General features: G+C 70.7%; 23 protein-coding genes and 1 pseudogene. 7 read left to right on the top strand and 17 right to left on the bottom strand.

Annotated elements, in window-relative coordinates; translation table 11 throughout:
• The 4 genes and pseudogenes from ACFQ6S_RS23440 to ACFQ6S_RS23425 all read right to left on the bottom strand — a co-directional run.
• Positions 1-453: pseudogene (locus ACFQ6S_RS23440) on the bottom strand (hypothetical protein); the annotation flags it as partial.
• 83 nt (positions 454-536) lie between these two features.
• On the bottom strand, positions 537-1220 hold the full coding sequence (locus tag ACFQ6S_RS23435; protein ID WP_383412941.1) for a SigE family RNA polymerase sigma factor: 684 nt from the start codon (positions 1218-1220) through the stop codon (positions 537-539).
• A 445-nt stretch (positions 1221-1665) separates the two neighbouring features.
• The gene (locus tag ACFQ6S_RS23430; protein ID WP_383412938.1) at positions 1666-2718 is read right to left on the bottom strand and encodes an aspartate-semialdehyde dehydrogenase; all 1053 of its coding nucleotides are present in this window, start codon (positions 2716-2718) and stop codon (positions 1666-1668) included.
• Positions 2715-3992: an aspartate kinase gene (locus ACFQ6S_RS23425; RefSeq protein WP_383412935.1), complete on the bottom strand. Its 1278-nt coding sequence runs from the start codon at positions 3990-3992 to the stop codon at positions 2715-2717. Before ACFQ6S_RS23425 ends, ACFQ6S_RS23430 begins: the two co-directional genes overlap by 4 nt.
• Before the next feature lie 279 nt (positions 3993-4271).
• On the opposite strand from ACFQ6S_RS23425, the gene ACFQ6S_RS23420 reads away from it, so the two are divergent.
• From ACFQ6S_RS23420 to ACFQ6S_RS23405, 4 genes are all read left to right on the top strand, one after another.
• A complete protein-coding gene (locus tag ACFQ6S_RS23420; protein WP_383412932.1) occupies positions 4272-5018 on the top strand; it encodes a tRNA-dependent cyclodipeptide synthase in 747 nt (248 codons plus the stop codon).
• Positions 5008-6195: a cytochrome P450 gene (locus ACFQ6S_RS23415; RefSeq protein WP_383412929.1), complete on the top strand. Its 1188-nt coding sequence runs from the start codon at positions 5008-5010 to the stop codon at positions 6193-6195. Before ACFQ6S_RS23420 ends, ACFQ6S_RS23415 begins: the two co-directional genes overlap by 11 nt.
• Before the next feature lie 79 nt (positions 6196-6274).
• A complete protein-coding gene (locus ACFQ6S_RS23410) occupies positions 6275-6964 on the top strand; it encodes a response regulator transcription factor (RefSeq protein WP_383412926.1) in 690 nt (229 codons plus the stop codon).
• Positions 6961-8346 carry a sensor histidine kinase gene (locus ACFQ6S_RS23405; protein WP_383412924.1) on the top strand — a complete coding sequence of 462 codons (1386 nt, stop codon included), beginning with the start codon at positions 6961-6963 and terminating at the stop codon, positions 8344-8346. Before ACFQ6S_RS23410 ends, ACFQ6S_RS23405 begins: the two co-directional genes overlap by 4 nt.
• On the opposite strand, the gene ACFQ6S_RS23400 is transcribed toward ACFQ6S_RS23405, so the two are convergent.
• Together ACFQ6S_RS23400 and ACFQ6S_RS23395 are read right to left on the bottom strand one after the other, a co-directional pair.
• Positions 8312-8815, bottom strand: a complete 504-nt coding sequence (locus ACFQ6S_RS23400) for an SgcJ/EcaC family oxidoreductase (protein WP_383412921.1) — start codon at positions 8813-8815, stop codon at positions 8312-8314. The two genes, ACFQ6S_RS23405 and ACFQ6S_RS23400, sit on opposite strands and share 35 nt — an antisense overlap.
• A gap of 136 nt (positions 8816-8951) precedes the next feature.
• Complete coding sequence (locus ACFQ6S_RS23395; protein ID WP_383412918.1) at positions 8952-9146, bottom strand: hypothetical protein; 195 nt, start codon at positions 9144-9146, stop codon at positions 8952-8954.
• 149 nt (positions 9147-9295) lie between these two features.
• Here ACFQ6S_RS23395 and ACFQ6S_RS23390 point away from each other — a divergent pair, with 149 nt between their 5' ends.
• Entirely contained in the window at positions 9296-10027 is a 732-nt protein-coding gene (locus tag ACFQ6S_RS23390) for a TSUP family transporter (protein WP_383412915.1), read from the top strand.
• Between the two features lie 12 nt (positions 10028-10039).
• On the opposite strand, the gene ACFQ6S_RS23385 is transcribed toward ACFQ6S_RS23390, so the two are convergent.
• The 3 genes from ACFQ6S_RS23385 to ACFQ6S_RS23375 form a co-directional block, all read right to left on the bottom strand.
• On the bottom strand, positions 10040-12124 hold the full coding sequence (locus ACFQ6S_RS23385) for an NB-ARC domain-containing protein (protein WP_383412912.1): 2085 nt from the start codon (positions 12122-12124) through the stop codon (positions 10040-10042).
• Positions 12121-12534 (bottom strand): hypothetical protein, encoded by a 414-nt coding sequence (locus ACFQ6S_RS23380; RefSeq protein ID WP_383412909.1) that lies wholly within the window; start codon positions 12532-12534, stop codon positions 12121-12123. Before ACFQ6S_RS23380 ends, ACFQ6S_RS23385 begins: the two co-directional genes overlap by 4 nt.
• Before the next feature lie 81 nt (positions 12535-12615).
• On the bottom strand, positions 12616-13032 hold the full coding sequence (locus ACFQ6S_RS23375) for an SsgA family sporulation/cell division regulator (RefSeq protein WP_383412906.1): 417 nt from the start codon (positions 13030-13032) through the stop codon (positions 12616-12618).
• 189 nt (positions 13033-13221) lie between these two features.
• On the opposite strand from ACFQ6S_RS23375, the gene ACFQ6S_RS23370 reads away from it, so the two are divergent.
• The gene (locus ACFQ6S_RS23370; protein WP_383412903.1) at positions 13222-14058 is read left to right on the top strand and encodes a PhzF family phenazine biosynthesis protein; all 837 of its coding nucleotides are present in this window, start codon (positions 13222-13224) and stop codon (positions 14056-14058) included.
• A 23-nt stretch (positions 14059-14081) separates the two neighbouring features.
• On the opposite strand, the gene ACFQ6S_RS23365 is transcribed toward ACFQ6S_RS23370, so the two are convergent.
• The 3 genes from ACFQ6S_RS23365 to ACFQ6S_RS23355 form a co-directional block, all read right to left on the bottom strand.
• Positions 14082-14744, bottom strand: coding sequence for a DUF5063 domain-containing protein (locus ACFQ6S_RS23365; RefSeq protein ID WP_383412900.1), 663 nt, complete (start codon positions 14742-14744; stop codon positions 14082-14084).
• Entirely contained in the window at positions 14737-15336 is a 600-nt protein-coding gene (gene recR / locus ACFQ6S_RS23360; RefSeq protein WP_274241543.1) for a recombination mediator RecR, read from the bottom strand. Before recR ends, ACFQ6S_RS23365 begins: the two co-directional genes overlap by 8 nt.
• A 92-nt stretch (positions 15337-15428) precedes the next feature.
• Positions 15429-15773 carry a YbaB/EbfC family nucleoid-associated protein gene (locus ACFQ6S_RS23355; RefSeq protein ID WP_190074330.1) on the bottom strand — a complete coding sequence of 115 codons (345 nt, stop codon included), beginning with the start codon at positions 15771-15773 and terminating at the stop codon, positions 15429-15431.
• Between the two features lie 293 nt (positions 15774-16066).
• Here ACFQ6S_RS23355 and ACFQ6S_RS23350 point away from each other — a divergent pair, with 293 nt between their 5' ends.
• Entirely contained in the window at positions 16067-16819 is a 753-nt protein-coding gene (locus tag ACFQ6S_RS23350; RefSeq protein WP_383412896.1) for an SLATT domain-containing protein, read from the top strand.
• Between the two features lie 127 nt (positions 16820-16946).
• Here the strand turns inward: ACFQ6S_RS23350 and ACFQ6S_RS23345 are convergent, their stop codons facing one another.
• From ACFQ6S_RS23345 to ACFQ6S_RS23325, 5 genes are all read right to left on the bottom strand, one after another.
• Entirely contained in the window at positions 16947-17735 is a 789-nt protein-coding gene (locus ACFQ6S_RS23345) for an ABC transporter permease (protein WP_383412893.1), read from the bottom strand.
• Positions 17732-18733, bottom strand: a complete 1002-nt coding sequence (locus ACFQ6S_RS23340) for an ATP-binding cassette domain-containing protein (protein WP_383412890.1) — start codon at positions 18731-18733, stop codon at positions 17732-17734. The genes ACFQ6S_RS23345 and ACFQ6S_RS23340 overlap by 4 nt, the downstream gene beginning before the upstream one ends.
• A gap of 73 nt (positions 18734-18806) precedes the next feature.
• Positions 18807-19649, bottom strand: a complete 843-nt coding sequence (locus ACFQ6S_RS23335) for a DUF4097 domain-containing protein (protein WP_383412887.1) — start codon at positions 19647-19649, stop codon at positions 18807-18809.
• A gap of 82 nt (positions 19650-19731) precedes the next feature.
• Complete coding sequence (locus ACFQ6S_RS23330; protein ID WP_383412885.1) at positions 19732-20250, bottom strand: hypothetical protein; 519 nt, start codon at positions 20248-20250, stop codon at positions 19732-19734.
• Positions 20251-20403: 153 nt separating this feature from the next.
• Positions 20404-21786 (bottom strand): M28 family metallopeptidase, encoded by a 1383-nt coding sequence (locus tag ACFQ6S_RS23325; RefSeq protein ID WP_383412882.1) that lies wholly within the window; start codon positions 21784-21786, stop codon positions 20404-20406.
• Positions 21787-21868: the final 82 nt, after the last annotated feature.

Below are 21868 nucleotides of genomic sequence, written 5' to 3'. Positions count from 1 at the left end.
GGTCGCCGTGGGGTCCTCGGGGCTGCCGGAGTCGTCACCGGAACCGGTGCCGGTGCCCTTGTCCTCCTCCTTGCCACCCCCCTTGCCATGGTCCTCGGTCTTGCCGGAGGAGCCGCCCGAGGTGCTCTCGCCGCCCTCGGTCTCCTTGCCCTGACCGGACCCGCCCTGCGCCTGCTCGCCGTGACCGGCGACGGACGGGTTGACGTCGGTGCCGGTCGAGTTGGACACATGCACCAGGGCCGGGACCGCGGTGCCGACGAAGAGGGCCGCGGCCGCCATGCCGACGAGCGCCTGGCGCTTGCGTGCCCGGCGCGCGGGCACGGCCCGCCGCAGATGGTCCAGGGTGCCGTCGCGCGGCTCGATCTCCTGGACCGCATCCTGCAACATGCGGCGCAGTGCCAGCTCGTCCGAGTCGAACCCCTCGGGGCTCTGGTCGTCGGGGCCGTGGTTCACAGTTCCGTTCCCAGCGTGCGATTGCTTCGGATCTTGCTCGTCCGGGCGTTGTGCCGGATCGCGCCGCCCGTTCTGGTCCCCGCTCATGCCGGCGCCTCCATGGCGACCCGCAGCGCCGCGATCCCGCGCGAGCCGTACGCCTTCACCGAGCCCAGCGAGATGCCGAGCGTCTCGGCGACCTGCGCCTCGGTCATGTCCGCGAAGTACCGCAGGACCAGCACCTCGCGCTGGCGGCGCTGCAGGCCCTTCATCGCGTTGATGAGGGAGTCGCGCTCGAGCTGGTCGTACGCCCCCTCCTCCGCGCTCGCCATGTCGGGCATCGGCTTGGACAGCAGCTTCAGCCCGAGTATGCGGCGGCGCAGGGCGGAGCGGGAGAGATTCACGACGGTCTGGCGCAGATACGCCAGCGTCTTCTCCGGGTCACGCACCCGCTTGCGCGCCGAGTGGACGCGGATGAACGCCTCCTGGACGACGTCCTCGCAGGAGGCGGTGTCGTCGAGGAGGAGGGCCGCGAGCCCCAGGAGCGAGCGGTAGTGCGCCCGGTAGGTCTCGGTGAGGTGGTCGACGGTGGTGCCGGCCGCCGCGGTGTTCTCGGCGTGCTCGGCACCGTCACGCTGACTGGGTATGCGGGTGGGCCGCGCTGCAGGCATGGGCGCGATCACCGGCATGCCGCCGGGCGCACCGGGCATGCGGGGTCGGACGGGCCGACGGGGCGGCCGTAGGGCCGTGCCGCGGGTCGCCGCGCTGAAGTCGAGTACCTCTGCCACGCCTGTTGGACACGCGTCCCCCCAGGAGGGTTGTACGTGCCGGACGTCACTTTTGCGCCAGTCTCCGCAATCACCCCTCCAGGACCCGCAACCGACCCACTCACCACCCCAGCAGCCGACCGTCTCGCCCCAGGCAGCACAGCTGACCGTGCGTCAAACGCCCACATGCCTACCCGCTCTTCCCTTATGTCCTATATGGGCAGACGTCCCCACGCCCCGCCCATTCGGCGTCCCCACGCCAGAAAAAACGCGTCTCCACACCCCATAAGGGCGACCGCAAAGACGCTCCCCGCCCTGCAAGCGGTTGCAGAGCGGGGAGAAAAATCTTCAGCTGCCGACAGGGTCCGGTTCAAGTGGTACGGACCATCGATCGGCTCACACTTCTCACACAGATCCTACAAACGTTCCCGTCCGAGCCCAGGAGATTTCCGGCACCACGGGCGGTTCACGAAAATTCCGCCGCCACGAGCTCCGCGACCTGCGCGGTGTTGAGCGCCGCACCCTTGCGCAGATTGTCGCCGCAGACGAACAGTTCGAGCGCGGTCGGATCGTCGAGCGCGCGCCGCACCCGGCCGACCCAGGTCGGATCCGTGCCCACGACATCGGCGGGCGTGGGGAACTCACCGGCGGCCGGGTCGTCGTACAGCACGACCCCCGGGGCGGTGGCCAGGATCTCGCGCGCCTTGGCGACCGTGACCTCGTTCTCGAAGCGGGCGTGCAGGGTCAGCGAGTGCCCGGTCAGCACCGGCACCCGTACACAGGTCACCGCGACCGGCAGTTTGGGCAGCCCGAGGATCTTGCGGGACTCGTCCCGCACCTTCATCTCCTCCGAGGACCAGCCGTCCTCGCGCAGCGACCCGGCCCACGGCACGACGTTCAGCGCGACCGGCTCCGGGAACGGCCCGGTGTTGTCGCCGACGGCCCGCCGTACGTCACCCGGGCCGGTCCCCAGTTCGGTGCCGGCGACCAGGGACAGCTGCTGCCTGAGCGTCTCCACACCGGCGCGCCCGGCCCCGCTCACCGCCTGGTACGAGGACACGACCAGCTCCCGCAGCCCGAACTCGGCGTGCAGCGCGCCCAGCGCCACGATCATCGAGAGGGTCGTGCAGTTGGGGTTGGCGACGATCCCGCGCGGCCGCATCCGTACGGCGTGCGCATTGACCTCGGGGACGACGAGGGGCACCTCGGGGTTCATCCGGAAGGCGCCCGAGTTGTCCACCACCACCGCGCCCTTGGCGGCGGCAACCGGCGCCCAGCGGGCGGCCACCTCGTCCGGTACGTCGAACATCGCGATGTCGACCCCGGCGAAGGCCTCCTCGGTGAGCGCCACCACCTCGACCTCCTCGCCGCGCACGGTCAGCTTGCGGCCGGCCGAGCGCGGCGAGGCGATCAGACGGATCTCGCCCCAGATGTCCGCACGCTGGGACAGGATCTGGAGCATGACCGAGCCCACGGCCCCGGTCGCTCCCACGACCGCGAGCGTCGGTCGTCGGGTCATCGCCCGGTGCCGCCGTAGACCACGGCCTCGTCGCTGTCCGAGTCGAGCCCGAAGGCCGAGTGCACGGCGCGCACGGCCTCGTTGACGTCGTCGGCGCGGGTGACGACCGAGATTCGGATCTCGGAGGTCGAGATCAGCTCGATGTTCACACCGGCGTCGGACAGCGCCTTGAAGAAGTCGGCCGTGACACCGGGGTTGGTCTTCATGCCGGCGCCGACGAGGGAGATCTTGCCGATCTGGTCGTCGTAGCGCAGCGAGTCGAAGCCGATGCCGTGCTTGTTCTTCTCCAGGGCGTCGATGGCCTTGCGGCCCTCGGCCTTGGGGAGCGTGAAGGAGATGTCCGTCAGGCCTGTGGAGGCGGCGGACACGTTCTGCACGATCATGTCGATGTTGATCTCGGCGTCGGCGATCGTCCGGAAGATCGCAGCGGCCTCGCCCGGCTTGTCCGGCACACCGACGACCGTGACCTTGGCCTCGGAGGTGTCGTGCGCGACACCGGAGATGATGGCCTGCTCCACCTGCTTGTCCCCTTGCTCGATCGGCTCGCTGCTGACCCACGTGCCCTGAAGTCCGCTGAAGCTGGACCGGACGTGGATCGGGATGTTGTACCGGCGGGCGTACTCCACACAGCGGTGGAGCAGCACCTTCGAGCCGGACGCAGCCAGCTCCAGCATGTCCTCGAAGGAGATCCAGTCGATCTTCTTCGCCTTCTTGACCACGCGCGGGTCGGCGGTGAACACGCCGTCGACGTCGGTGTAGATCTCACACACCTCGGCGTCGAGCGCGGCGGCCAGCGCCACCGCGGTGGTGTCCGACCCGCCACGCCCCAGCGTGGTGATGTCCTTCTTGTCCTGGCTCACGCCCTGGAAACCGGCGACGATGGCGATGTTGCCCTCGTCCACCGAGGTGCGGATCCGGCCCGGTGTGACATCGATGATCCGGGCTTTGTTGTGGACCGAGTCGGTGATGACACCTGCCTGGCTGCCGGTGAACGACTGGGCCGAGTGGCCCAGGTTTTTGATCGCCATGGCCAGCAGGGCCATGGAGATCCGCTCTCCCGCGGTCAGCAGCATGTCGAGCTCGCGCCCGGCAGGGATCGGGGATACCTGCTCGGCGAGATCGATCAGCTCGTCCGTCGTGTCGCCCATCGCGGAAACGACGGCCACCACCTGGTGACCGTTCTTCTTCGCTTCCACGATCCGCTTGGCGACGCGCTTGATGCCTTCGGCATCGGCTACGGAGGAGCCTCCGTACTTCTGCACGACAAGGCCCACGTGCGCTCCTCGCTCAGTCCGTGTGTGTCGGCTCAGTCTATCGAGCGTCCGAAAACGACCTTGGGGTTCCCAGATCGTGAGATTCCGGCGCTCCGGGATGGTCTCTGCCCGGTGGGGAGCAGGGCACTCCGGAAAGTGGGACAGGTCACTACCGCGTGATGCGGACCATCATGAGGCCATTGACGCTCTCCGTAGTCGCACACTAACTTCGCGTCGTCGTCGCCACACCAGGAGCACAAGGCTCCATCGGGACTTGCGACGCGCAAGGATTCTCCTCCTTTGACGACTGCGACCGCTTCCGAGATCCAGCACGTCACATCGGCCGATACGGATTCCCCGGCCGGCCTTTTCAGGATCCAGCCCTTCACCCCGCACTGCGAGGTGATCCGAGCCGCCGGCGACCACGCCGTCATCGGCGTCTCCCCCGGCAACAGCTACTTCTCCGCCCGCCGGGTCCATGACCTCGCCCAATGGGGTCTGGCCCGGTTCGAACGGGTGGACTTCGTCTACACGGACCTGTACGTGGCCGAGATGTACGCGGCGTCCGGCTACCCGCCCGACGACGCGCGCCGCAAGGCGGTGAAGAACCTGCGCGGCGTACGGGCCAAGGTCCTGGGCGCCGTAGCGGCGGTGGACCCCGCCGGCACCCGTCTGCACGCCCACGCCATGTCCGACTTCCGCGGCAACCCGGCGTACCGCGAGATCCACGACCGTCTCCAGGCCCGCCTGGCCACCGACGACGAGTTCCGCACGACCTGCGAGAAGCTCGTCGACTCCTTCCTCGCCGAGAAGGCGGGGCACGCGACCAAGGCCCAGCGCGAGGTCTGCCTGGCCTATGTCTGCGCCGAGGCTCCCCTGTTCCTGGACACCCCCGCCATCCTCGGTGTCCCCTCGTCCCTCAACTGCTACCACCAGCTGCTGCCGATGGCCGAGCTGCTCTACTCCCGGGGCGCCGGCCTGCGCGCCTCCCGCAACCAGGGGCACGCCATCGTGACGCCCGCCGAGAGGGCCACCGATGCTCACTGAGACCGCCATCGACTTCCCGTTCTCCTGGCGGGGCGACCAACTCCCGCACGAGGTCGAGGAGTTGCGGGAGCGCACCCCCGTACGCCGGGTGCGCACCATCGCCGGCGACGAGGCCTGGCTGGTGTCGTCGTACGACCTGTGCAGGCAGGTCCTCGAAGACCCCCGCTTCAGCCTCAAGGACACCTCGGCACCCGGAGTGCCCCGCCAGTACGCGCTGACGATCCCGCCCGAGGTCGTCAACAACATGGGGAACATCACCGGTGCCGGCCTGCGCAAGGCCGTACTCAAGGCACTGAACCCGAAGAGCCCCGGGCTCGCGGACTGGATGCGGTCCTACGCCGCCGAACTCGTCGACGGGCTGATCGGCGAGGGCGCCCCCGCGGATCTGCGCGCCGGCTTCGCCGATCCGTACTCGGCCGGCATGCACTGCCGCATCCTCGGCATCCCGCCGGCCGACGCGCCCCGGCTGATGCGGAGCCTGGACATCGCGTTCATGAACTCGGCGTGCCCCGTCGCGGGTGCCCGGCTCAACTGGGACCGGGACCTGGCGTACATGACGGAGCGGCTCGACGACCCGGCGACGACGGGTCTGATGGCCGAACTCGCCGCCCTGCGCGCGGATCCGGACTACGGCCACCTCACCGACGAGATGCTCGCGACGGTCGGGGTGACGATGTTCGGCGCGGGCGTCATCTCCACGTCCGGCTTCCTGGCGATGGCGCTGGTGTCGCTGATCCAGCACCCGGACCTGCAGGACGAGTTGGTCGCGCACCCCGGCAGGATCCCCGCCGCCGTCGATGAACTGCTGCGCATCAACCTGTCCATCGGCGACGGCCTGCCGAGGCTGGCGACACAGGACGTACGGCTGGGAGACGTGGACGTGAAGGCCGGCGACCTCGTCCTGGTCCTCGTCGAGGGCGCGAACTTCGACCCGGCCGCCTTCCCCGACCCCCACACGGTCGACCTCGGCCGTGAGAACGCCACCGCCCACCTCTCCTTCGGCGGCGGAAGCCACTACTGCCCCGCCACCGCCCTCGGCCGCAAGCACGCCGAGATCGCCCTGGGGGCCCTGCTGGAACGGATGCCGAAGCTGCGGCTGGCCGTGCCGATCGAGCAGTTGGTGTGGCGGACGGGCTTCATGAAGCGGATCCCGGAGCGGCTGCCGATCATGTGGTAAGTGGCTTTTCGCCACGGATCGCCTGATCACGGGCTCGGCGACCGGTCGTCTTTAAAGTTCAACCACTAGGGTTCGCCGTGTGCGCGTACTTCTGGTGGAAGACGACGAGCCGGTCGCCGAGTCCCTCCGGCGCGGACTGCTGCGCTACGGCTTCGAGGTGGCCTGGGTCACCACGGGCAGCGCGGCCCTGAGCCACAAGGAGCCCTACGACGTCGTACTCCTCGATCTCGGTCTGCCCGACGCCGACGGGCTCGACGTCTGCAAGGCGCTGCGCGAGCGCGGAAGCGTGCCGATCATCGTGATCAGCGCGCGCAGCGACGAGACGGACCGGGTGGTGGGCCTGGAGCTCGGCGCGGACGACTACGTCTCCAAGCCGTTCGGCGTCCGCGAGGTCATCGCGCGGATACGAGCGGTGATGCGCCGCGTTCAGCCCCGTACGCCCGCCGCCGAGACCGGCCCGGACCGTTACGGCGACCGCCTCACCGTCGACCGCAAGGCGGCCCGCGTCCGGCTGGACGGCGAGGAGGTGGGGCTCGCGCCCAAGGAGTACGACCTGCTGGCCTTCCTCACCGAGGAGCCCGGGGCGCTGATGTCGCGCGAGCAGATCATGGAGGCGGTCTGGGACGCCAACTGGTTCGGGCCGACCAAGACGCTGGATGTGCATGTGGCGGCGCTGCGGCGCAAGCTCGCCGGGGCGATCACGATCGAGGCCGTGCGAGGTGTCGGCTTCCGCCTGGAGATCGTGAACGGCGATAGCGGCGCGTCATGATCCGCCAGCTCATCCGCAGTTACGTCCTGCTCGTCGCGGTCGCCATCGCCCTGTTCACCGTGCCGGTGGCCTTCACCCTCACGGACCAGCTGCGGGGCGACACCGCGGACTCGGTGCGGCGTGAGGCCGACACCATGGCGCTGCTGCTCGGCAACGGCAACGCCTCGTCGTGCGCGGCACTGGACGAGATGGCCAGGGCGTACGCCGGCCAGACTCCCGGCACGGTCGAGGTGAGCGGGCGCTGCGCCACCCGTCTGCCGCGTCCGGAGCAGGACGCGGCCCTGGCCAAGGCCCTTCAGAAGGGCGAGCCCACGACCGACTGGGGCTCCTCCTTCATCTGGGGGCCGGAGCTGAAGATCACGGTCCCCGCCCGTTCCAGCGCGGTGGACCTCGACGGCCGCAACAGGGGCCCGGTCGTCGGCGCCGTACGCATCGTGTACTCCACCGAGGACATGACCGGCCGGCTGTGGCAGATCTGGGTTTTCCGGGCCGGCCTCGCGGTGGTCGTCCTGGCCGTGGCCGCGGTGATCGGCGCCGCGGCGGCCCGGCGTATCACCCGGCCGCTGCGCCAGCTCAACGACATGGCGAGCAGGTTCAGCGACGGCGATCTGACCGCCCGCTCCCCCGTGACGGGCCCGCCGGAGACCCAGACGCTGGCGCGCACCCTCAATCAGGGCGCGGAACGACTGGACACGCTGGTCGCCTCCCAGCGCATCTTCGTGGCGGACGCCTCGCATCAACTGCGCACACCTCTCACGGCGTTGCGGCTGTCGCTGGACAACATCGCGGACGGTGTGGACGACGACTTCGTCAAGGAGGACGTGGAGCAGGCGACGGCCGAGGTCGTCCGGATCAGCCGGCTGGTGAACGGGCTGCTGGTGCTGGCCCGCGCGGAGGCCAAGGTGACCGCGGCCGAACCGCTGCCGCTGTGGGACATCGTCCGGGAGCGGCTGGACGTGTGGCGGCCGGCCGCCGACGAGCGTGGAGTCAGCATCACGCTCGGGGGGAGTGCCGACGGCCGGCCGCTCGTGCTGACCAGCCCCGGCCATATGGACCAGGTGCTGGACAACGTGCTCTCGAACGCCCTTGAGGTGTCACCGGACGGCGGCACGATCACCGTCGAGGTGGAGCCCAAGGGCGACGAGGTGGTGCTCTCGGTTCTCGACGAGGGCCCCGGGATGTCGGACACCGACAAGTCCCGTGCCTTCGACCGCTTCTGGCGCGGCAGGGGCCTGACCGGGAAGACCGGCTCCGGACTCGGCCTCGCCGTCGTCAAGCAGCTGGTGACGGACGACGGCGGGACCGTGACCCTCGGGGACGGGCCCGAGGGCGGGCTGAAGGTGACGATCAGCCTTCGGGCATCTTCGAGGAGTGGTGGTTGACGATCAGCCACTCGCCGTTCCGCTTCTCGTACACATAGGTGTAGCGGGCCTCGACGGTGCTCTTCGCGCCGGTCTCGGGGTCGGTGAGCGCGAACTCGTAGACACCGGTGTCGATGGCCGAGTCGCGGTCGAGGACGTTGACATGGGTCTCGATCTTCGTGCCGACCGGCTTGTTCGCGAGGAAGTGCTCGAAGTAGTCGACGATGCCGGCGTGGTCGGAGCGGACCTGGTTGGAGACCGTGGGCAGCAGCACCGCGTCCTTCGCGTACAGGTCGGCGACCTGCTCCGGGTCCCCGGTCTGCAGGGTCCTGTTCCACTGGTAGAACAGCTGGGCTATTCCCTTCTTGCCGGGCTTCCCGTCGCCCCACCCGGGCCCGGCGACGGCGGCACCGGCGGCGACGGTGCCGACGGCGACCACCGCGGTGGCGGTGACCACGGCTACGCGCTTACTGAGGGAACGGCGAGTCATCTCATCTCCAGTACGGGTCTGTTGGGTCTCTGCGGTGGAAGTGACTCCAGACTCGCTTCGCACTGGTTAGGGCCCGTGCAGCGGACGTACAGGCCCCGGACAACACGTCTCCAACTCACGCTGCGCGGTGGGCGCGTCACACAGCGGCAGCCTTCCCGCGGCCCCGCCCGCGCACCAACTCGACCCCGGCCCCAAGCGATACGACGCCCATGCCGACGGCGGTCACGATGCCCTGCCCGCCGTCGACGACGAAGGGGGCGGCCACGGCGACGACCGCGTTGAAGAGGAACAGGAACCACAGGACGGGACGGGAGGAGAGCAGTGCCTTCATGACGTTTCCTTCGGGACGGGGCCGCGGTGGCGGTCGTTGACCTGGTGAGATCAACGATTCCGTTTCCCGGGGCGGGCCACGAGGGAGTGGTCTCCCGAAGGGGTGGTGGAGCGGGCTACACCCCGGGCCGCCGGGAGGGAGGCCGGGCCGTGACGAGCGGTTGGGCGGGCGAGGCGCTGCTGGCCGGCATCGTGCTGCTCGGTTCCTCGGTCCAGTGGCTCACCGGAATGGGCTTCGCACTGGTCGCCGTGCCGGCGCTGGTGTTGTTGCTGGGGCCGGCGGAGGGGGTCGTCCTCGCGAACTGCGCGTGCGGCGCGATCAGTGTCGTGGGCCTGGCGAGCGGCTGGCGACAGGTCCGGCCCGGCGCGATGGTGCCGCTGTGCGCCGCGGCGGCCTGCACGGTCCCGGCGGGCGCATGGATGACGCGCCGACTGCCCGAGCCGGTGCTGCTGTTGACGATGGGCGGGCTCGTCTCGGCCGCCGTGCTGCTGGTCATGCGCGGCGCCCGGGTCCCCGCCCTGCGCGGCACCAAGGGCGCGGTGGCGGCCGGTGCGGTGGGCGGGTTCATGAACTCCGCGGCCGGGGTGGGCGGGCCGCCGGTGTCGTTGTACGCGGTCAACGCGGGGTGGACGGTACGGGAGTTCGTGCCGAACGCGCAGTTCTACGGGGTGGTCGTCAATGTGTTCTCGGTGGCGGCGAACGGGGTGCCGCAGCTGAGTGGCCCGAGGTGGGTGGCGGTGGTCGCGGCGATGGTGACGGGTGGGTTGATCGGCCGGGTGCTGGCCGCGCGGACGTCCGAGAGAGGGGCCCGGCTGCTGGTGTTGTCGCTGGCCCTTGCGGGCGGGGTCATCACGGCGGGCAAGGGGATGTGGGGGCTGTGAGGGTGCTGGGGCTCAGGTCTCGTCGTCCGGGGGCGGGCCGACCAGCGGCGTCAGCGCCTCGCGGAGCCGGCCGCCGAGGTCGTCGTCGGCGGGCAGCGCCGATTCCACCTCGGCGAGAAGGGCAACGGCCAACTCCCGTGCGCGCTCGTGCTCTCCCGCCTTCCAGAACAGCACGGCGATCCGCTGACGCGCCTTCAGTCCTTGTGTGTCCACACCGTCGGACGGCGCCGAGCGCTGCTCCAGGTACTCCTCGGTGACCCGGATCGCGCCCGCGAGATCGCCCGCGGCCTCGCGAGCAGCCCCGAGTTCCCACCTGTGCGCCAGGGCCGTGTCACCGCACTCGCCTTCGGCCCGTACGGCTTTGTCCAGCAGCCGCTCGATCTCGGCGACGGCTCGCGCCGCGTACGGCCTGGGGCGGGACTCGGCCCTCAGCCGCCATCCCTCGGCCACGACCGCCCCCGCACGGAGGGTCTGCGGAGCGTCGGCACCCAGGGCGCGCTCGGCCCAGCGGGCGTTCTTCACGGCAAGTGACAGCCCCTGCTTGAGAGTACGCTCCTGCCGCATCCTCACCTTGGCCAGAGCGGTGCGCTCGTCGATCGTCCGCGGGTCGTCCCGCCCGAGCACGCGCCTGGCCACCATCACACTGGTCATCAGCAGCACTTCGGCGCGATGCTGGTCGCCCGCCAGCCAGCAGATGTCCGAGAGGCGTCGCTGAGCGAGCCGAGCGGTGGGGGTACGTCCCAAGTGGTGCTGCTCGCAGAGGGTCACCGCGTACTCGTACGCCCAAAGGACCTTCTCCGGGACCTCTGTCCCCATCAGGTCGGCGGCGCCGATGTACAACAAGACCTCGAAATCCCTGGGTATCCCCAGCTCCGAGTCGTGCTGGAGGAGCGCGATCACCTGAAGGTTCCACTCCCGGACAAGCGGGCGGTCCATCGCGTTCCACGCTTCCTCCAGCAGGACACGGACCGCTTCCGCATGGCCCTCGGCCCCGTCCTCCCCGGCCCGCGACACCGCCTGCACCAACCGGTGCACCGAGATGGTCCCGTCCTCACGCAGGCCGATCATGCTGTGCGCGGCGAGCCGCCGCAGCGCCTCCCTGACGTCGGGCTCATCGCCCAGCGACTCGACGTACGCGCGCGGAATCCCGTCCGGCGCCCACCAGGCGATGACCCGCAGGATGCGCGCCGCGACCGGCGTGTCCGCCAGCCGGTCCATGGTCACCCGCCACACCCGGGCGATCGTCTGCTCGGCGTCACCGCCCTCGGCCGTGTTGGCGAGGATCCGCTCGGGGTGGCGCGCGAGCAGATCCCGATAGGCGGACGGGGTGATGCGCGCCTCCGCGCAGTACGCCGCCGCTTGTTCCACGGCCAGCGGCAGACACCCCAGCGTGCCGCACAACTCCTCGATGCCGTCGGCCGTACCGGCGTATGTCCGCTCGAACAGCTCGACTGCCTGGGGCAGTTCGAGCACATCGAGCGAGAGCGGCTCGGCGATCCCGTGCCAGCCCGAGGCTCTACGGGTGGTGATCAGGAAGCGCCCGCCCGTCGTGCGCCCCAGCAACGGCCGTACGTCCGCCGGATCGGTGACGTTGTCCAGCACGAGCAGCCAGCCGTCGCGTTCCGCGAGCCACTGAACCGCCCGTTCACTGCGGGCCTCCGGCGAGAGTACGTCCCGCAGGGCGGGCTGGAGGGCGACCGCCAGGTCGGCCAGACCGGCCTCGAGGTCGTCCGGCGTCTCGGCGGTGATCCACCACACCGGGTTGTACGCCCCCGTCCGCCCCGCCGCCCACTTCGCCGCCAGCGTCGACTTCCCGATGCCGCCGAGCCCGTGCACCGCCTGCACGACGACACCGCCGGTGTCCTCGAACGCCTCGTCCAGTCGCGCGAGTTCGGGCTGTCTGCCGATGAACAGGCGGGCCCGCTCCGGCAGGTTGACCATGCCGGACGGTGCCCGCGGCGGCAGTTCGAGCGCCTCCGGCGGCAGGGTCAGGGACTTCTCCACGTAGTGAGCGACCGCGAAGTCCCCGGTGAGCGCCTGCCGGATGGACCCGGCGGCGATCGAACGCTCGCCGGACGCCTCCGCCGACCCGCTCATGCGTCCCCCGTCGACACCGACCCGATGTCACCCCCGGCCGCGACGGAACGCTCCCCGGAGGCGGTGACGGGCCCCGTCGCCGGTCGCGTCGCAGGGGCGGGCATCGTGGGCGGCGGCGTGGCGGTCGCCCCGTCCCCCGTCGCCACGGACCCGATGGCGCCGCCCGCGGCGACCGAGCGGGGACCGCTCGCCGTCACGGAGGCCGTGGGCGTCGGTGACGGCGCCGACGTCGGCCCGAGGAGGGCGTAGAGGGTCACGGCCAGGCCGAACAGGCCCGCCGCTCCCCCGGCCACACTGGCCCAGGGATCGGCGGCGTCGACGTCCAGCGCGCCGCCCACGACCAGTCCGACGGCCCCCGCGACGCAGAGCCCGACTCCCGTCCACACCAACGCTTTTGACCGAGTCGCCATACGACCATCATGAACGAGTTCGGTGGCCGGGCGGGTGCTGTTGCATGTGCTTTCTGTGCCGCGGGGACCGGGACCCGCGCGTCACACCCGCCCGCCGAACAGCGTCACCAGCCCCTGGTCCAGCTCCGCCCCCAGCGTCTCCTCGCCGGGCGCGATCACGGTGTAGGTCCGGGCGAGGAAGCGGTACAGATCCGAGGCGGCGAACCGGATCATGGCCACGCCCTCCGACGCATGGAACTCGACATAGGTGTGGGACGCCCCGCAGGGCCGGATTCGCACGGTGCCGAGCCCGGCGGGGGCCCGCAGCCCCTCGCCCAGCAGCACCCGGGCGAACGTCCAGGTCACGGCCTCGCCGTCGAGGGTGACATGGGACGGGAAGTCGATGTGCACGGCCAGCGGATCGCCGGCGGTGTAGCGAAGCGTGGCCGGTATCGCGATCTCCTGACCCGCGTCGGTGATCAGACGGGCGCCGGTCGGCTGCTCCAGGGTGACGTGCATGGTCGGGCTCCGATTCGGGGGCGGGGGCAGCGGCCGGGGGTGGCCGTCGTGCCTGTGAGACCGCGAGAGAGGCCCTTGCATTACGCCACTTCCGGAGGCTTCTTCTGTAACCTGCGCCACTTTCCGGCCCGAGCCCCCCGTACGGGTATTCCCCTCGCCCCGCTCCGCACGTGCGGTTACGGTCCACAAATGGAGATTTCGAGCTACGTGGCCTTCAGCAGCGATCCCGCGGGAGGCAACCCGGCAGGTGTGGTGCTCGACGCCACCGGGGTCGACGACACGGCGATGCTGGCGACGGCGGCCGAACTCGGCTACTCGGAGTCGGCGTTCGTGGTGCCTGCCGTCGACGGCACGCTCGGCATCCGGTACTTCAGCCCGCTCGCCGAGGTGCCGTTCTGCGGCCACGCGACGATCGCCACGGCCGTCGCCCACGCGGAACGGCACGGCACCGGCCGGCTGCTGCTGCGGACCAAGGCGGGCCCGGTCACCGTGACCACCGACCGGACGGCGGACGGCACGGTGACGGCGACCCTGGTGAGCGTGGCGCCGCGCACGGCACCGATCGCGGACGCCGACCTGGCCGGGCTGCTGGCGATCCTGGGCTGGTCCGCCGCGGATCTGGACCCGGCGCTGCCGCCGCGGGTGGCCTTCGCCGGGGCCTGGCACCCGATCCTCGCCGCCTCGTCGCGGGAGCGGCTGGCCGACCTGGACTACGACATGGACGCGCTGGCCGCCCTCATGGCCCGCGAGGACTGGACCACCGTCGACCTGGTCCGGCGGGAGTCGGCGACCGTGTTCCACGCCCGCAACCCGTTCCCGCCCGGCGGGGTCGTGGAGGACCCGGCCACGGGTGCGGCGGCGGCCGCGTTCGGCGGGTACCTACGGGAGCTCGAACTCGTGGCGACACCCGCCACCCTGACGATCCATCAGGGCGTGGACATGGGCAGGCCCAGCAGGATCACCGTGACCGTTCCGGCGGAGCCGGGCACGGGCATCGGCGTGACGGGCACGGCCGTACAGCTGTGAGCCCGCCGCGGCCATGACCGCCGCTACTTCGCCGACCGCAGCCCCAAATGGTCCCCGATCTCCTGCTGCATGACCTTGCCCGCCTCGAACTCGAGCGTCTCGTCGCCCATCACGCCCTGGTCGGTGTCCAGGCCGTCCAGCTCCTCCAGGGGCTGGTCCAGGCGGACATGGGCCAGGACCGAATGCAGTGCGCGCAGGGTCGCGGACGCCGTCGAGCCCCAGTTGGAGAAGTAGGAGAACTGCCACCACCACAGGGCCTCGGCGGTGCGCCCGGCACGGTAGTGGGCCATGCCATGGCGCAGGTCGGTGATGACGTCGGTCAGGTCGTCGGAGATCCGGGCCGGGACCGGGGCCTTGCGGGGCTCGTAGGGGTCGAAGACCTCGGAGTAGACATCGACCGGGTCCAGCAGACGGGCCAGGTTCTCGCGGAGCTCGTCCACGTCCGGCTCGGGGCCCAGGTCGGGCTCGTAGCGCTCGTCGGGGACGATGTCCTCGTGGGCGCCCAGACGGCCGCCGGCCAGGAGGAGTTGGGAGACCTCCAGGAGGAGGAAGGGCACGGTCGAGCCCGGCTCGTCGCCCTTCGCGACCTCGGTGACGGCGACCAGGAAGCTCTCGATCTGGTCCGAGATCTGGACCGCGAAGTCGTCCGGGTTCTGTTCGGTCGCGTGCAGCGTGGCGTCAGACATCTAGGAGTCGTCTCCCCTCGAAGGCGCGTCCGAGGGTGACCTCGTCCGCGTATTCCAGGTCGCCACCCACCGGGAGGCCGCTGGCCAGGCGGGTGACCTTCAGGCCCATGGGCTTGATCATGCGCGCGAGGTACGTGGCCGTTGCCTCGCCCTCGAGATTCGGATCGGTGGCCAGGATCAGCTCCGTGACCGTCCCGTCGGCCAACCGCGCGAGAAGTTCTCGTATACGCAGGTCGTCCGGTCCGACACCCTCGATCGGGCTGATCGCGCCGCCGAGCACGTGGTAACGGCCGCGGAACTCACGGGTCCGCTCGATCGCGACGACGTCCTTCGGCTCCTCGACCACGCAGATCACCGCCGGGTCGCGGCGCGTGTCCCGGCAGATGTTGCACAGCTCCTCCTGCGCGATGTTCCCGCACGTCGCGCAGAAGCGGACCTTCGCCTTGACCTCCATCAGGGCCTGGGCGAGGCGGCGTACGTCCGTCGGTTCCGCCTGCAGGATGTGGAAGGCGATCCGCTGCGCGCTCTTGGGACCGACGCCGGGCAGCCGTCCCAGCTCGTCGATGAGGTCCTGGACCACGCCTTCGTACAACGGACTGCCGTCCTTCCTGGGGTTCCTTACGGTACGTACGGTAGTTGGCGGCGGCCCCTCTTAGAAAGGCAAGCCGGGGAACGCCCGGAGCGTCAGAAGGGCAGGCCGGGGATGCCGCTGCCGCCGCCCAGGCCCTGGGCCAGCGGGCCGAGCTTCTGCTGCTGCAGATTCTGCGCGTTCTCGTTGGCCGCCTGTACGGCCGCGATGACCAGGTCGGCGAGGGTCTCGGTGTCCTCCGGGTCCACCGCCTTCGGGTCGATCTTCAGGGCGCGGAGCTCGCCGGAACCGGTGACGGTGGCCTTCACCAGACCGCCGCCCGCCTGGCCCTCGACCTCGGTCTGCGCCAGTTCCTCCTGCGCCCGCTGCAGATCCTGCTGCATCTTCTGGGCCTGCTGAAGCAGCTGCTGCATGTTGGGCTGGCCACCACCGGGGATCACGATCAGCTCCTTGCCTCTGTACGGCTTTTTCCCGTTCAGCACGAGCCTACGTGGTCCGGGCAGCCGTCGCCCCGGCACTCTTTCGAGTGAGAGGAACTGGAGTCCTATACCTGATCAAGACCCACTTCCGGGCGGAAAAGAGGCGAAAGGCATCTCTTCGCCACCCATTGGGCGGTAGGAAGGGTCCGGCGCGTCAGCCTCAGGTGTTGCGTGACGTTCCGTGCGCTGCGGGGGGTCGTACCCGGACGTAAGTCGTACGTGATGTCACGCACCGTGACAGTAGGGAGTGCCGGGTGGGTCAGCCGGAGATGCAGCCCGACAGGTCGCCGCAGGACGGGCGGGGCGGCGAAGGGGCGGCCGGACTGCGGCCGGGCGATCTGACGGGGCGGGCGTTTCCGCTCGGGGACTGGGGGGAGCCGGCGCTGCGGCTGGACGAGCTGTACCGGTGGGTGGAGCGGGGGGCACTGGACACGGCGGCGTGGTATCTCGCGGACCGGGTGTGGAAGCGGCGCGGGGCGCAGGCGCTGCGCGGCGGGGCGGCGACGGGAGCGGTCGTCGGGGCCGCGCTGCCCCTGCTGGACCTGACCGGGGTCGCGAGCGGGGTGGCCCCCTGGGGATATCTTTCCCTGCTCCTGGCGGTGGCGTGTGTGGCGGTCGACCGCTCCTTCGGCGTCACCTCGGGCTGGATAAGGGACCTCGCCACGGCGCAGGCGGTGCAGCGGCGGCTTCAGGTACTCCAGTTCGACTGGGCGACGGAGAGCGTACGAGAGGTCCTCGGCCCGGCCGAGGGCACGGCCGGCGAGGCCGCCGAGCGGTGCCTGGGCGTACTGCGCCGGTTCTCGGAGGACGTGACCGAGCTGGTCCGCGCGGAGACGGCCGACTGGATGGTGGAGTTCCGGACGGGTTCGGCGCCGATGGGGATCCAGTCGGCGGTGGCCGGCGGGACGCGGCCGGACGCGGCCGTGGGACAGGGCCGCTTCACGGTGCCGCCGGCGAACGGGGCGCGGCCGAACATGCCTCGGCAGCGGCCGCCCGAGCCTCGGTGAGAAGCCGCGGTAAGGGGAGGGTGGCGGCGGGGAACGCCGACGGGGCGGCGTACGCCGACTCGATGTCGGAAGTACGCCGCCCTCAAGCAGGACGGGTGGGCGGGAGCGGGCCCGCGGGTCGTCCGGGCTACTTCGGGCCGCGGTCGTAGACCGCCTTCGACCAGAAGTAGCCGAGCGCGGAGAGAGCCACGCACCAGCCGACGGCGAGCCAGCCGTTGTGGCCGATCTCGGTGCCGAGCAGCAGGCCGCGCAGGGTCTCGATGGCGGGCGTGAAGGGCTGGTACTCGGCGATCGGCCGGAACCAGCCCGGCATCGCGTCGACCGGGACGAAGGTGCTGGAGATGAGCGGCAGGAAGATCAGCGGCAGGGCGTTGTTGCTGGCCGCCTCGGCGTTCGGGCTGATCAGGCCCATGCCGACCGCGATCCAGGTGAGGGCCAGCGCGAACAGCGTGAGCAGCCCGAACGCCGCCAGCCACTCCAGGGCCGTGGCGTCCGTGGACCGGAAGCCGATCGCCACCCCGATGGCGCCCACGAGGACCACGCTCATCACGCACTGCAGCACGCTGCCGACGACGTGTCCGATGAGCACCGAACCGCGATGGATCGGCAGGGTGCGGAAGCGGGCCATGATGCCCTCGCTCATGTCCATGGAGACGGACACCGCGGTCCCGATCGTGGTGCCGCCGATGGTCATCAGCACAATGCCGGGGACCAGATACGCGATGTACTCGGAGCGGTCCGCCCCGCCGCCGATGCCTGCGCTCATCACGTCGCCGAAGATGTAGACGAAGAGCAGCAACAGCATGACCGGGGTGAGCAGCACGTTCAGGGTGAGCGACGGGTAGCGCCGCGCGTGCAGCAGATTCCGCCGCAGCATCGTGGACGAGTCGCGCAGGGCGAGGGAGAGGGTGCTCATCGGGCGTTCTCCTTGGGCTGGTCGGGGATGGTGGCGCTGCCGGTGAGGGCGAAGAAGACGTCGTCGAGGTCGGGGGTGTGCACGGTCAGCTCGTCGGCCTCGACGCCGGCGGCGTCCAGCCAGTCCAGGAGGGAGCGCAGCTCGCGCTGGCTGCCGTCACTGGGGATCTGCAACGCGAGCGCCTCGTCGTCCCGGGTGACCTCGCGCAGGGCGGCGGCGGCCGACCGGTACGCCGCCGGGTCGGAGAAGCGCAGCCGCACGTGCCCGCCGGGGATGAGTCGCTTGAGCTCCTCGGCGCTCCCCTCGGCGGCGATCCTGCCGTCGTTCAGCACCGCGATGCGGTCGGCGAGTTCGTCAGCCTCCTCCAGGTACTGGGTGGTGAGGAAGACGGTGACGCCGTCGGAGACCAGCTCACGGATGATGCCCCACATGTTGTGGCGTGAGCGTGGGTCGAGACCGGTGGTCGGCTCGTCGAGGAAGATGATCCGCGGACTGCCGACCAGCGTCATGGCGATGTCCAGACGCCGCTTCATACCGCCGGAGTAGGTGGACGCGGGCTTCTTCGCGGCCTCGGTGAGGTCGAACCGCTCCAGCAGCTCGGCGGCGACCCGCCGACCCTCGCGCCTGGACAGGTGGTGCAGGTCCGCCATGAGCCACATGTTCTCCTCGCCGGTGATCAGACCGTCGACGGCGGAGAACTGTCCGGTGACACCGATCGCGGCACGCACCCCGTCCGGTGACGTGGCGACGTCGTGGCCCGCGACCTGGGCCTGTCCGCCGTCGGCGGCGATGAGCGTGGACAGGATCTTCACGGCGGTGGTCTTGCCGGCGCCGTTCGGGCCGAGCAGCGCGAACACGGACCCCGCCGGGATACGCAGATCGATGCCGTCGAGCACGGTCTTCTCGCCGTACGACTTGCGCAGACCGACGGTGGAGACGGCGGCCGGAGACGGGTGACCGTCACCCCGCCTGGACGTGGGCATGACAGATGAAGGCATGGGGCCCTCCATGAGAAGGCTGAAGTGGGTGGGAGATCCGAAGAGGTGCGGGCGGTGGGGGAGATGAGGGCGCTCAGGCCTTGGCGCGCAGGACGTCGATGTTGCCCCAGTTGGTCCGTGCGCGGACCTTCACGGTGTCCTCGGACTGCTCCGGGGCCTCGGACGCGGCGAGCATGTTGCGTACCTGTCCGCGGTTGGAGCTGACGTCGAGCCAGGCGGCGGTGCCCTCGCGGATACCGACCTCGATGGAGCCGTTGGAGGTCTCCAACTGGACTGTTCCGCGGGCGACTTCGGCGACGCGCAGGACGCCGTGGGTGGTGGTGCAGGTGACCGACGCCTCGGCGCGCGCGATGTCGATGGCGCCGTTGGCGCCGTTCACCCGCAGCTCGCCGGTGACGGCGCCGACGGTCGTGGTGCCGTGCGAGTTCTTCAGGACGGCGGGGCCGTCGATGATGCCGACGCGCACATTGCCGGTGCTGCTGGTGATCTCGGCCAGGCCTTCGATCCGGTCGACGGTGCTGGTGCCGTGCGACGCCTTCAGTTGCAGCGGGCCGGTGGTGTCGAGGCGCACGTCGCCGGCCGAGGTGTTCACGCGGACCTCGCCGAGCCGGCCCTCGCCGAGCACCCTGGTCCCGGCGCCGGTCATGTCGATGTTCGAGCCCGTGGGCAGTCCCACCGTCACGTCGACGGTGCCGCCGCGCCCGAAGAGATTGGCCTTGGGCGTGCTGACGGTCAGGACGCCGCTCGCGTAGGCGACCTCGGTCTGGTCGGCCGCTCGTACGTCCAGGTCCTTCTTCGGGTCGCGGGGCCGCACCTCCACGACGGTGTCTACGCGGTCGCCCGCGGTGAGCTGGATGGAACCGGCGTACACGTAGGCGGTGACCGAGATCGCGTCGGGAGTGTCGAAAGAAGGCATGGCTGTCCCGTCCTCTTGAGTCCTTGGAGCGTCCCCGCTGGTGGGACGTGGTGTGGGTGAAGTGGTGCGGGCGGGGGCGCGGCTAGCGCACCCAGCCCGTGAAGCTCTGTCCGAGGGTCTGGGTCTTCTCCGTGGCACGCGGCCGGGTGCCGCCGTCGACCGCGGCCGACACGGCCCGCACCAGCCACGCGTTGACCGACAGGCCCTCGCGGCTCGCGGCCTCCTCGGCGCGCGCCTTGAGGTGGGCCGGCAGACGCAGGTTGACGCGGGCGGTGCCGCCCTCGTCGCCGTCGGCCGGGACCGGGGTCCTGACCGTTTCGACGGGCGCGGCCGGCTCCGCGGGGGCGCCGCCGTGGGTGGGCGGCGGTGTCACCACGAAGTCGGGGTCGAGCCCGCGCAGCCGTACGTCGACCGAGCCGGGGGCGAGTTCACGGGTGATCTCGTCCATCGCGGCGGAGAGCACATTGAGCATGGTCAGCCGGGTCGCCGACTCCAGGGGAGCGGTGAGCCTCTCGGCCAGCTCGCGTGCTTCGTCGCCACCGGCTTCGGCGGCCACCGCGAGTTCGCGGCGGAGGGTGTCGACATACGGGGTGAGGTCCATGACGCCATGATGGCACCACGATGGCGCCACATGCAAGCCTGATTGGCGCCTAAAGTGGCACGGGCGCGAAAATAGCCGCCCTACCTGCGCAAACATGAAATGGCACCGAGTGGCACCATGTGGCGTCAAACGGTGCCACCCCAGCGCCACCGCTCACGACTGCGGCGCCGGGAAGGCCACCGGACTGCGCAGGCCCGCCCCGTTCACCGCCCGCACCCCGAAGAACACGTTGTCCTTGGACAGGTCGACCTCGTGGGTCGTCGCGTCGCCCACCGGCACCACGTGGGTCCACTCCGGGGACGTCGTCTCACGCCAGACGATCTCGTAGCCGGTGAGGTCCGGTTCCGGACCTCTGGTCCAGGTCAGACGGGTGGAGTTGGTGAGGGTGCTGGTGACGATCTTTGCGGACTCCGGGGTGCCGGGGGCCTGGGCCAGGGTCCACAGGGTCGCGGCGTTCACCTTGGCCACCCTCGCCGTGTAGCCGAAGTCGCAGAACTCCGGCAGGTCGCCGTACTGCTTGCCGTTCTCGTCGACGCGGACGTCCTGGTGCTGATGGGCGAAGTCCTCGGCCGGCTCGGTGAAGCGGGCGGCCGGGTAGCCGCGTTCCAGGAAGGGGATGTGGTCGCCGCCGCGGAGGTAGCGATCGCGGCGGTAGATCGTGCGGATGCGCATGCCCGTCGCGTCGTTGTCGGCGACATCGCGCACGAAGCGGGCCAGTTGGCGGGTCGCCGAGTCGTTCTCGCCGCCCACCGAGCGGCGGATCGCCGCCTGTTCGGGGGTCTCCGAGGACGGGACGCCCTCGGCGAACAGACGGATCGTGTACGGGTCCCGGGTGCCGTCGTCCGCCGTCGGGCTGCCGACGATGTCGTTGGTGAACATGCCCTGTACGTCCGCACCCGCGGCCTTAAGCGTCTGCGCCAGGTGGGCCGATCCGTACAGGCCCTGCTCCTCCCCCGCCACCGCCGCGAACACGATCGTCGACGCCGGCCGGCGCCTCGCCATCACCCGCGCCAGCTCCAGGACCACGGCGACCCCGGACGCGTCGTCGTCCGCCCCCGGCGCGTCGGACGCCGCGTCCATGACGTCCGTGACGCGGGAGTCGTAGTGGCCGGACACCACGTACACGCGCTCCGGCGTCACCGAGCCGCGCAAGGTCGCGACGATGTTCGTGATCTTCGTGGGGGACGGGATGCGGGGGGCCGGCTGCTGGACGTACGACTGGAGTTCCGTGGTCATACGGCCGCCCGAGGCCGCCGCGCAGGAGCTCAGTTCGGCCAGGAGCCAGTCCCTGGCCGCGCCGATGCCTCGGGTCGGGTCGTCCTGGACGGAGAGGGTGTGGCGGGTGCCGAAGGAGACCAGTGTGCGGATCGTGGCCTCGATGCGGGCCGGGTCGATCTCCCTCAGGAGGGCGCGGAGTTCGCGGCCCGGGCGCTGGGCGGTCGCCGGGGGGCGGTTCGTCGACGCGGGCGCCGCCCCGGCCGTACCGGTCGTCGTCAGCGCCGCCGCGCTCGCCGCCGATGCCGCCGTAGCCGTCAAGACCGTTCTCCTGCTGGGGCTGCGACGCATGTGTCCTCCCGGGGCTGCCGATGCCGGCCGACCCTCGCCATGGTTGTGTACA

The organism is Streptomyces sp. NPDC056479 (assembly GCF_042795335.1).
Classification (GTDB): Bacteria; Actinomycetota; Actinomycetes; order Streptomycetales; family Streptomycetaceae; genus Streptomyces.
The sequence above is the reverse complement of the archived record's forward strand: the minus strand, read 5'-3'. Positions and strand labels throughout refer to the sequence as shown.

Excerpts from the sequence above, each read along its gene's own strand:
- ACFQ6S_RS23405 (WP_383412924.1), top strand. The coding sequence starts at position 6,961 with ATGATCCGCCAGCTCATCCGCAGTTACGTCCTGCTCGTCGCGGTCGCC.
- ACFQ6S_RS23335 (WP_383412887.1), bottom strand. The coding sequence starts at position 19,649 with ATGCCTTCTTTCGACACTCCCGACGCGATCTCGGTCACCGCCTACGTG.
- ACFQ6S_RS23330 (WP_383412885.1), bottom strand. The coding sequence starts at position 20,250 with ATGGACCTCACCCCGTATGTCGACACCCTCCGCCGCGAACTCGCGGTG.
- ACFQ6S_RS23375 (WP_383412906.1), bottom strand. The coding sequence starts at position 13,032 with ATGCACGTCACCCTGGAGCAGCCGACCGGCGCCCGTCTGATCACCGAC.
- ACFQ6S_RS23365 (WP_383412900.1), bottom strand. The coding sequence starts at position 14,744 with ATGTCTGACGCCACGCTGCACGCGACCGAACAGAACCCGGACGACTTC.
- ACFQ6S_RS23385 (WP_383412912.1), bottom strand. The coding sequence starts at position 12,124 with ATGAGCGGGTCGGCGGAGGCGTCCGGCGAGCGTTCGATCGCCGCCGGG.
- ACFQ6S_RS23345 (WP_383412893.1), bottom strand. The coding sequence starts at position 17,735 with ATGAGCACCCTCTCCCTCGCCCTGCGCGACTCGTCCACGATGCTGCGG.
- ACFQ6S_RS23340 (WP_383412890.1), bottom strand. The coding sequence starts at position 18,733 with ATGCCTTCATCTGTCATGCCCACGTCCAGGCGGGGTGACGGTCACCCG.
- ACFQ6S_RS23380 (WP_383412909.1), bottom strand. The coding sequence starts at position 12,534 with ATGGCGACTCGGTCAAAAGCGTTGGTGTGGACGGGAGTCGGGCTCTGC.
- ACFQ6S_RS23395 (WP_383412918.1), bottom strand. The coding sequence starts at position 9,146 with ATGAAGGCACTGCTCTCCTCCCGTCCCGTCCTGTGGTTCCTGTTCCTC.
- ACFQ6S_RS23370 (WP_383412903.1), top strand. The coding sequence starts at position 13,222 with ATGGAGATTTCGAGCTACGTGGCCTTCAGCAGCGATCCCGCGGGAGGC.
- ACFQ6S_RS23430 (WP_383412938.1), bottom strand. The coding sequence starts at position 2,718 with ATGACCCGACGACCGACGCTCGCGGTCGTGGGAGCGACCGGGGCCGTG.
- ACFQ6S_RS23400 (WP_383412921.1), bottom strand. The coding sequence starts at position 8,815 with ATGACTCGCCGTTCCCTCAGTAAGCGCGTAGCCGTGGTCACCGCCACC.
- ACFQ6S_RS23415 (WP_383412929.1), top strand. The coding sequence starts at position 5,008 with ATGCTCACTGAGACCGCCATCGACTTCCCGTTCTCCTGGCGGGGCGAC.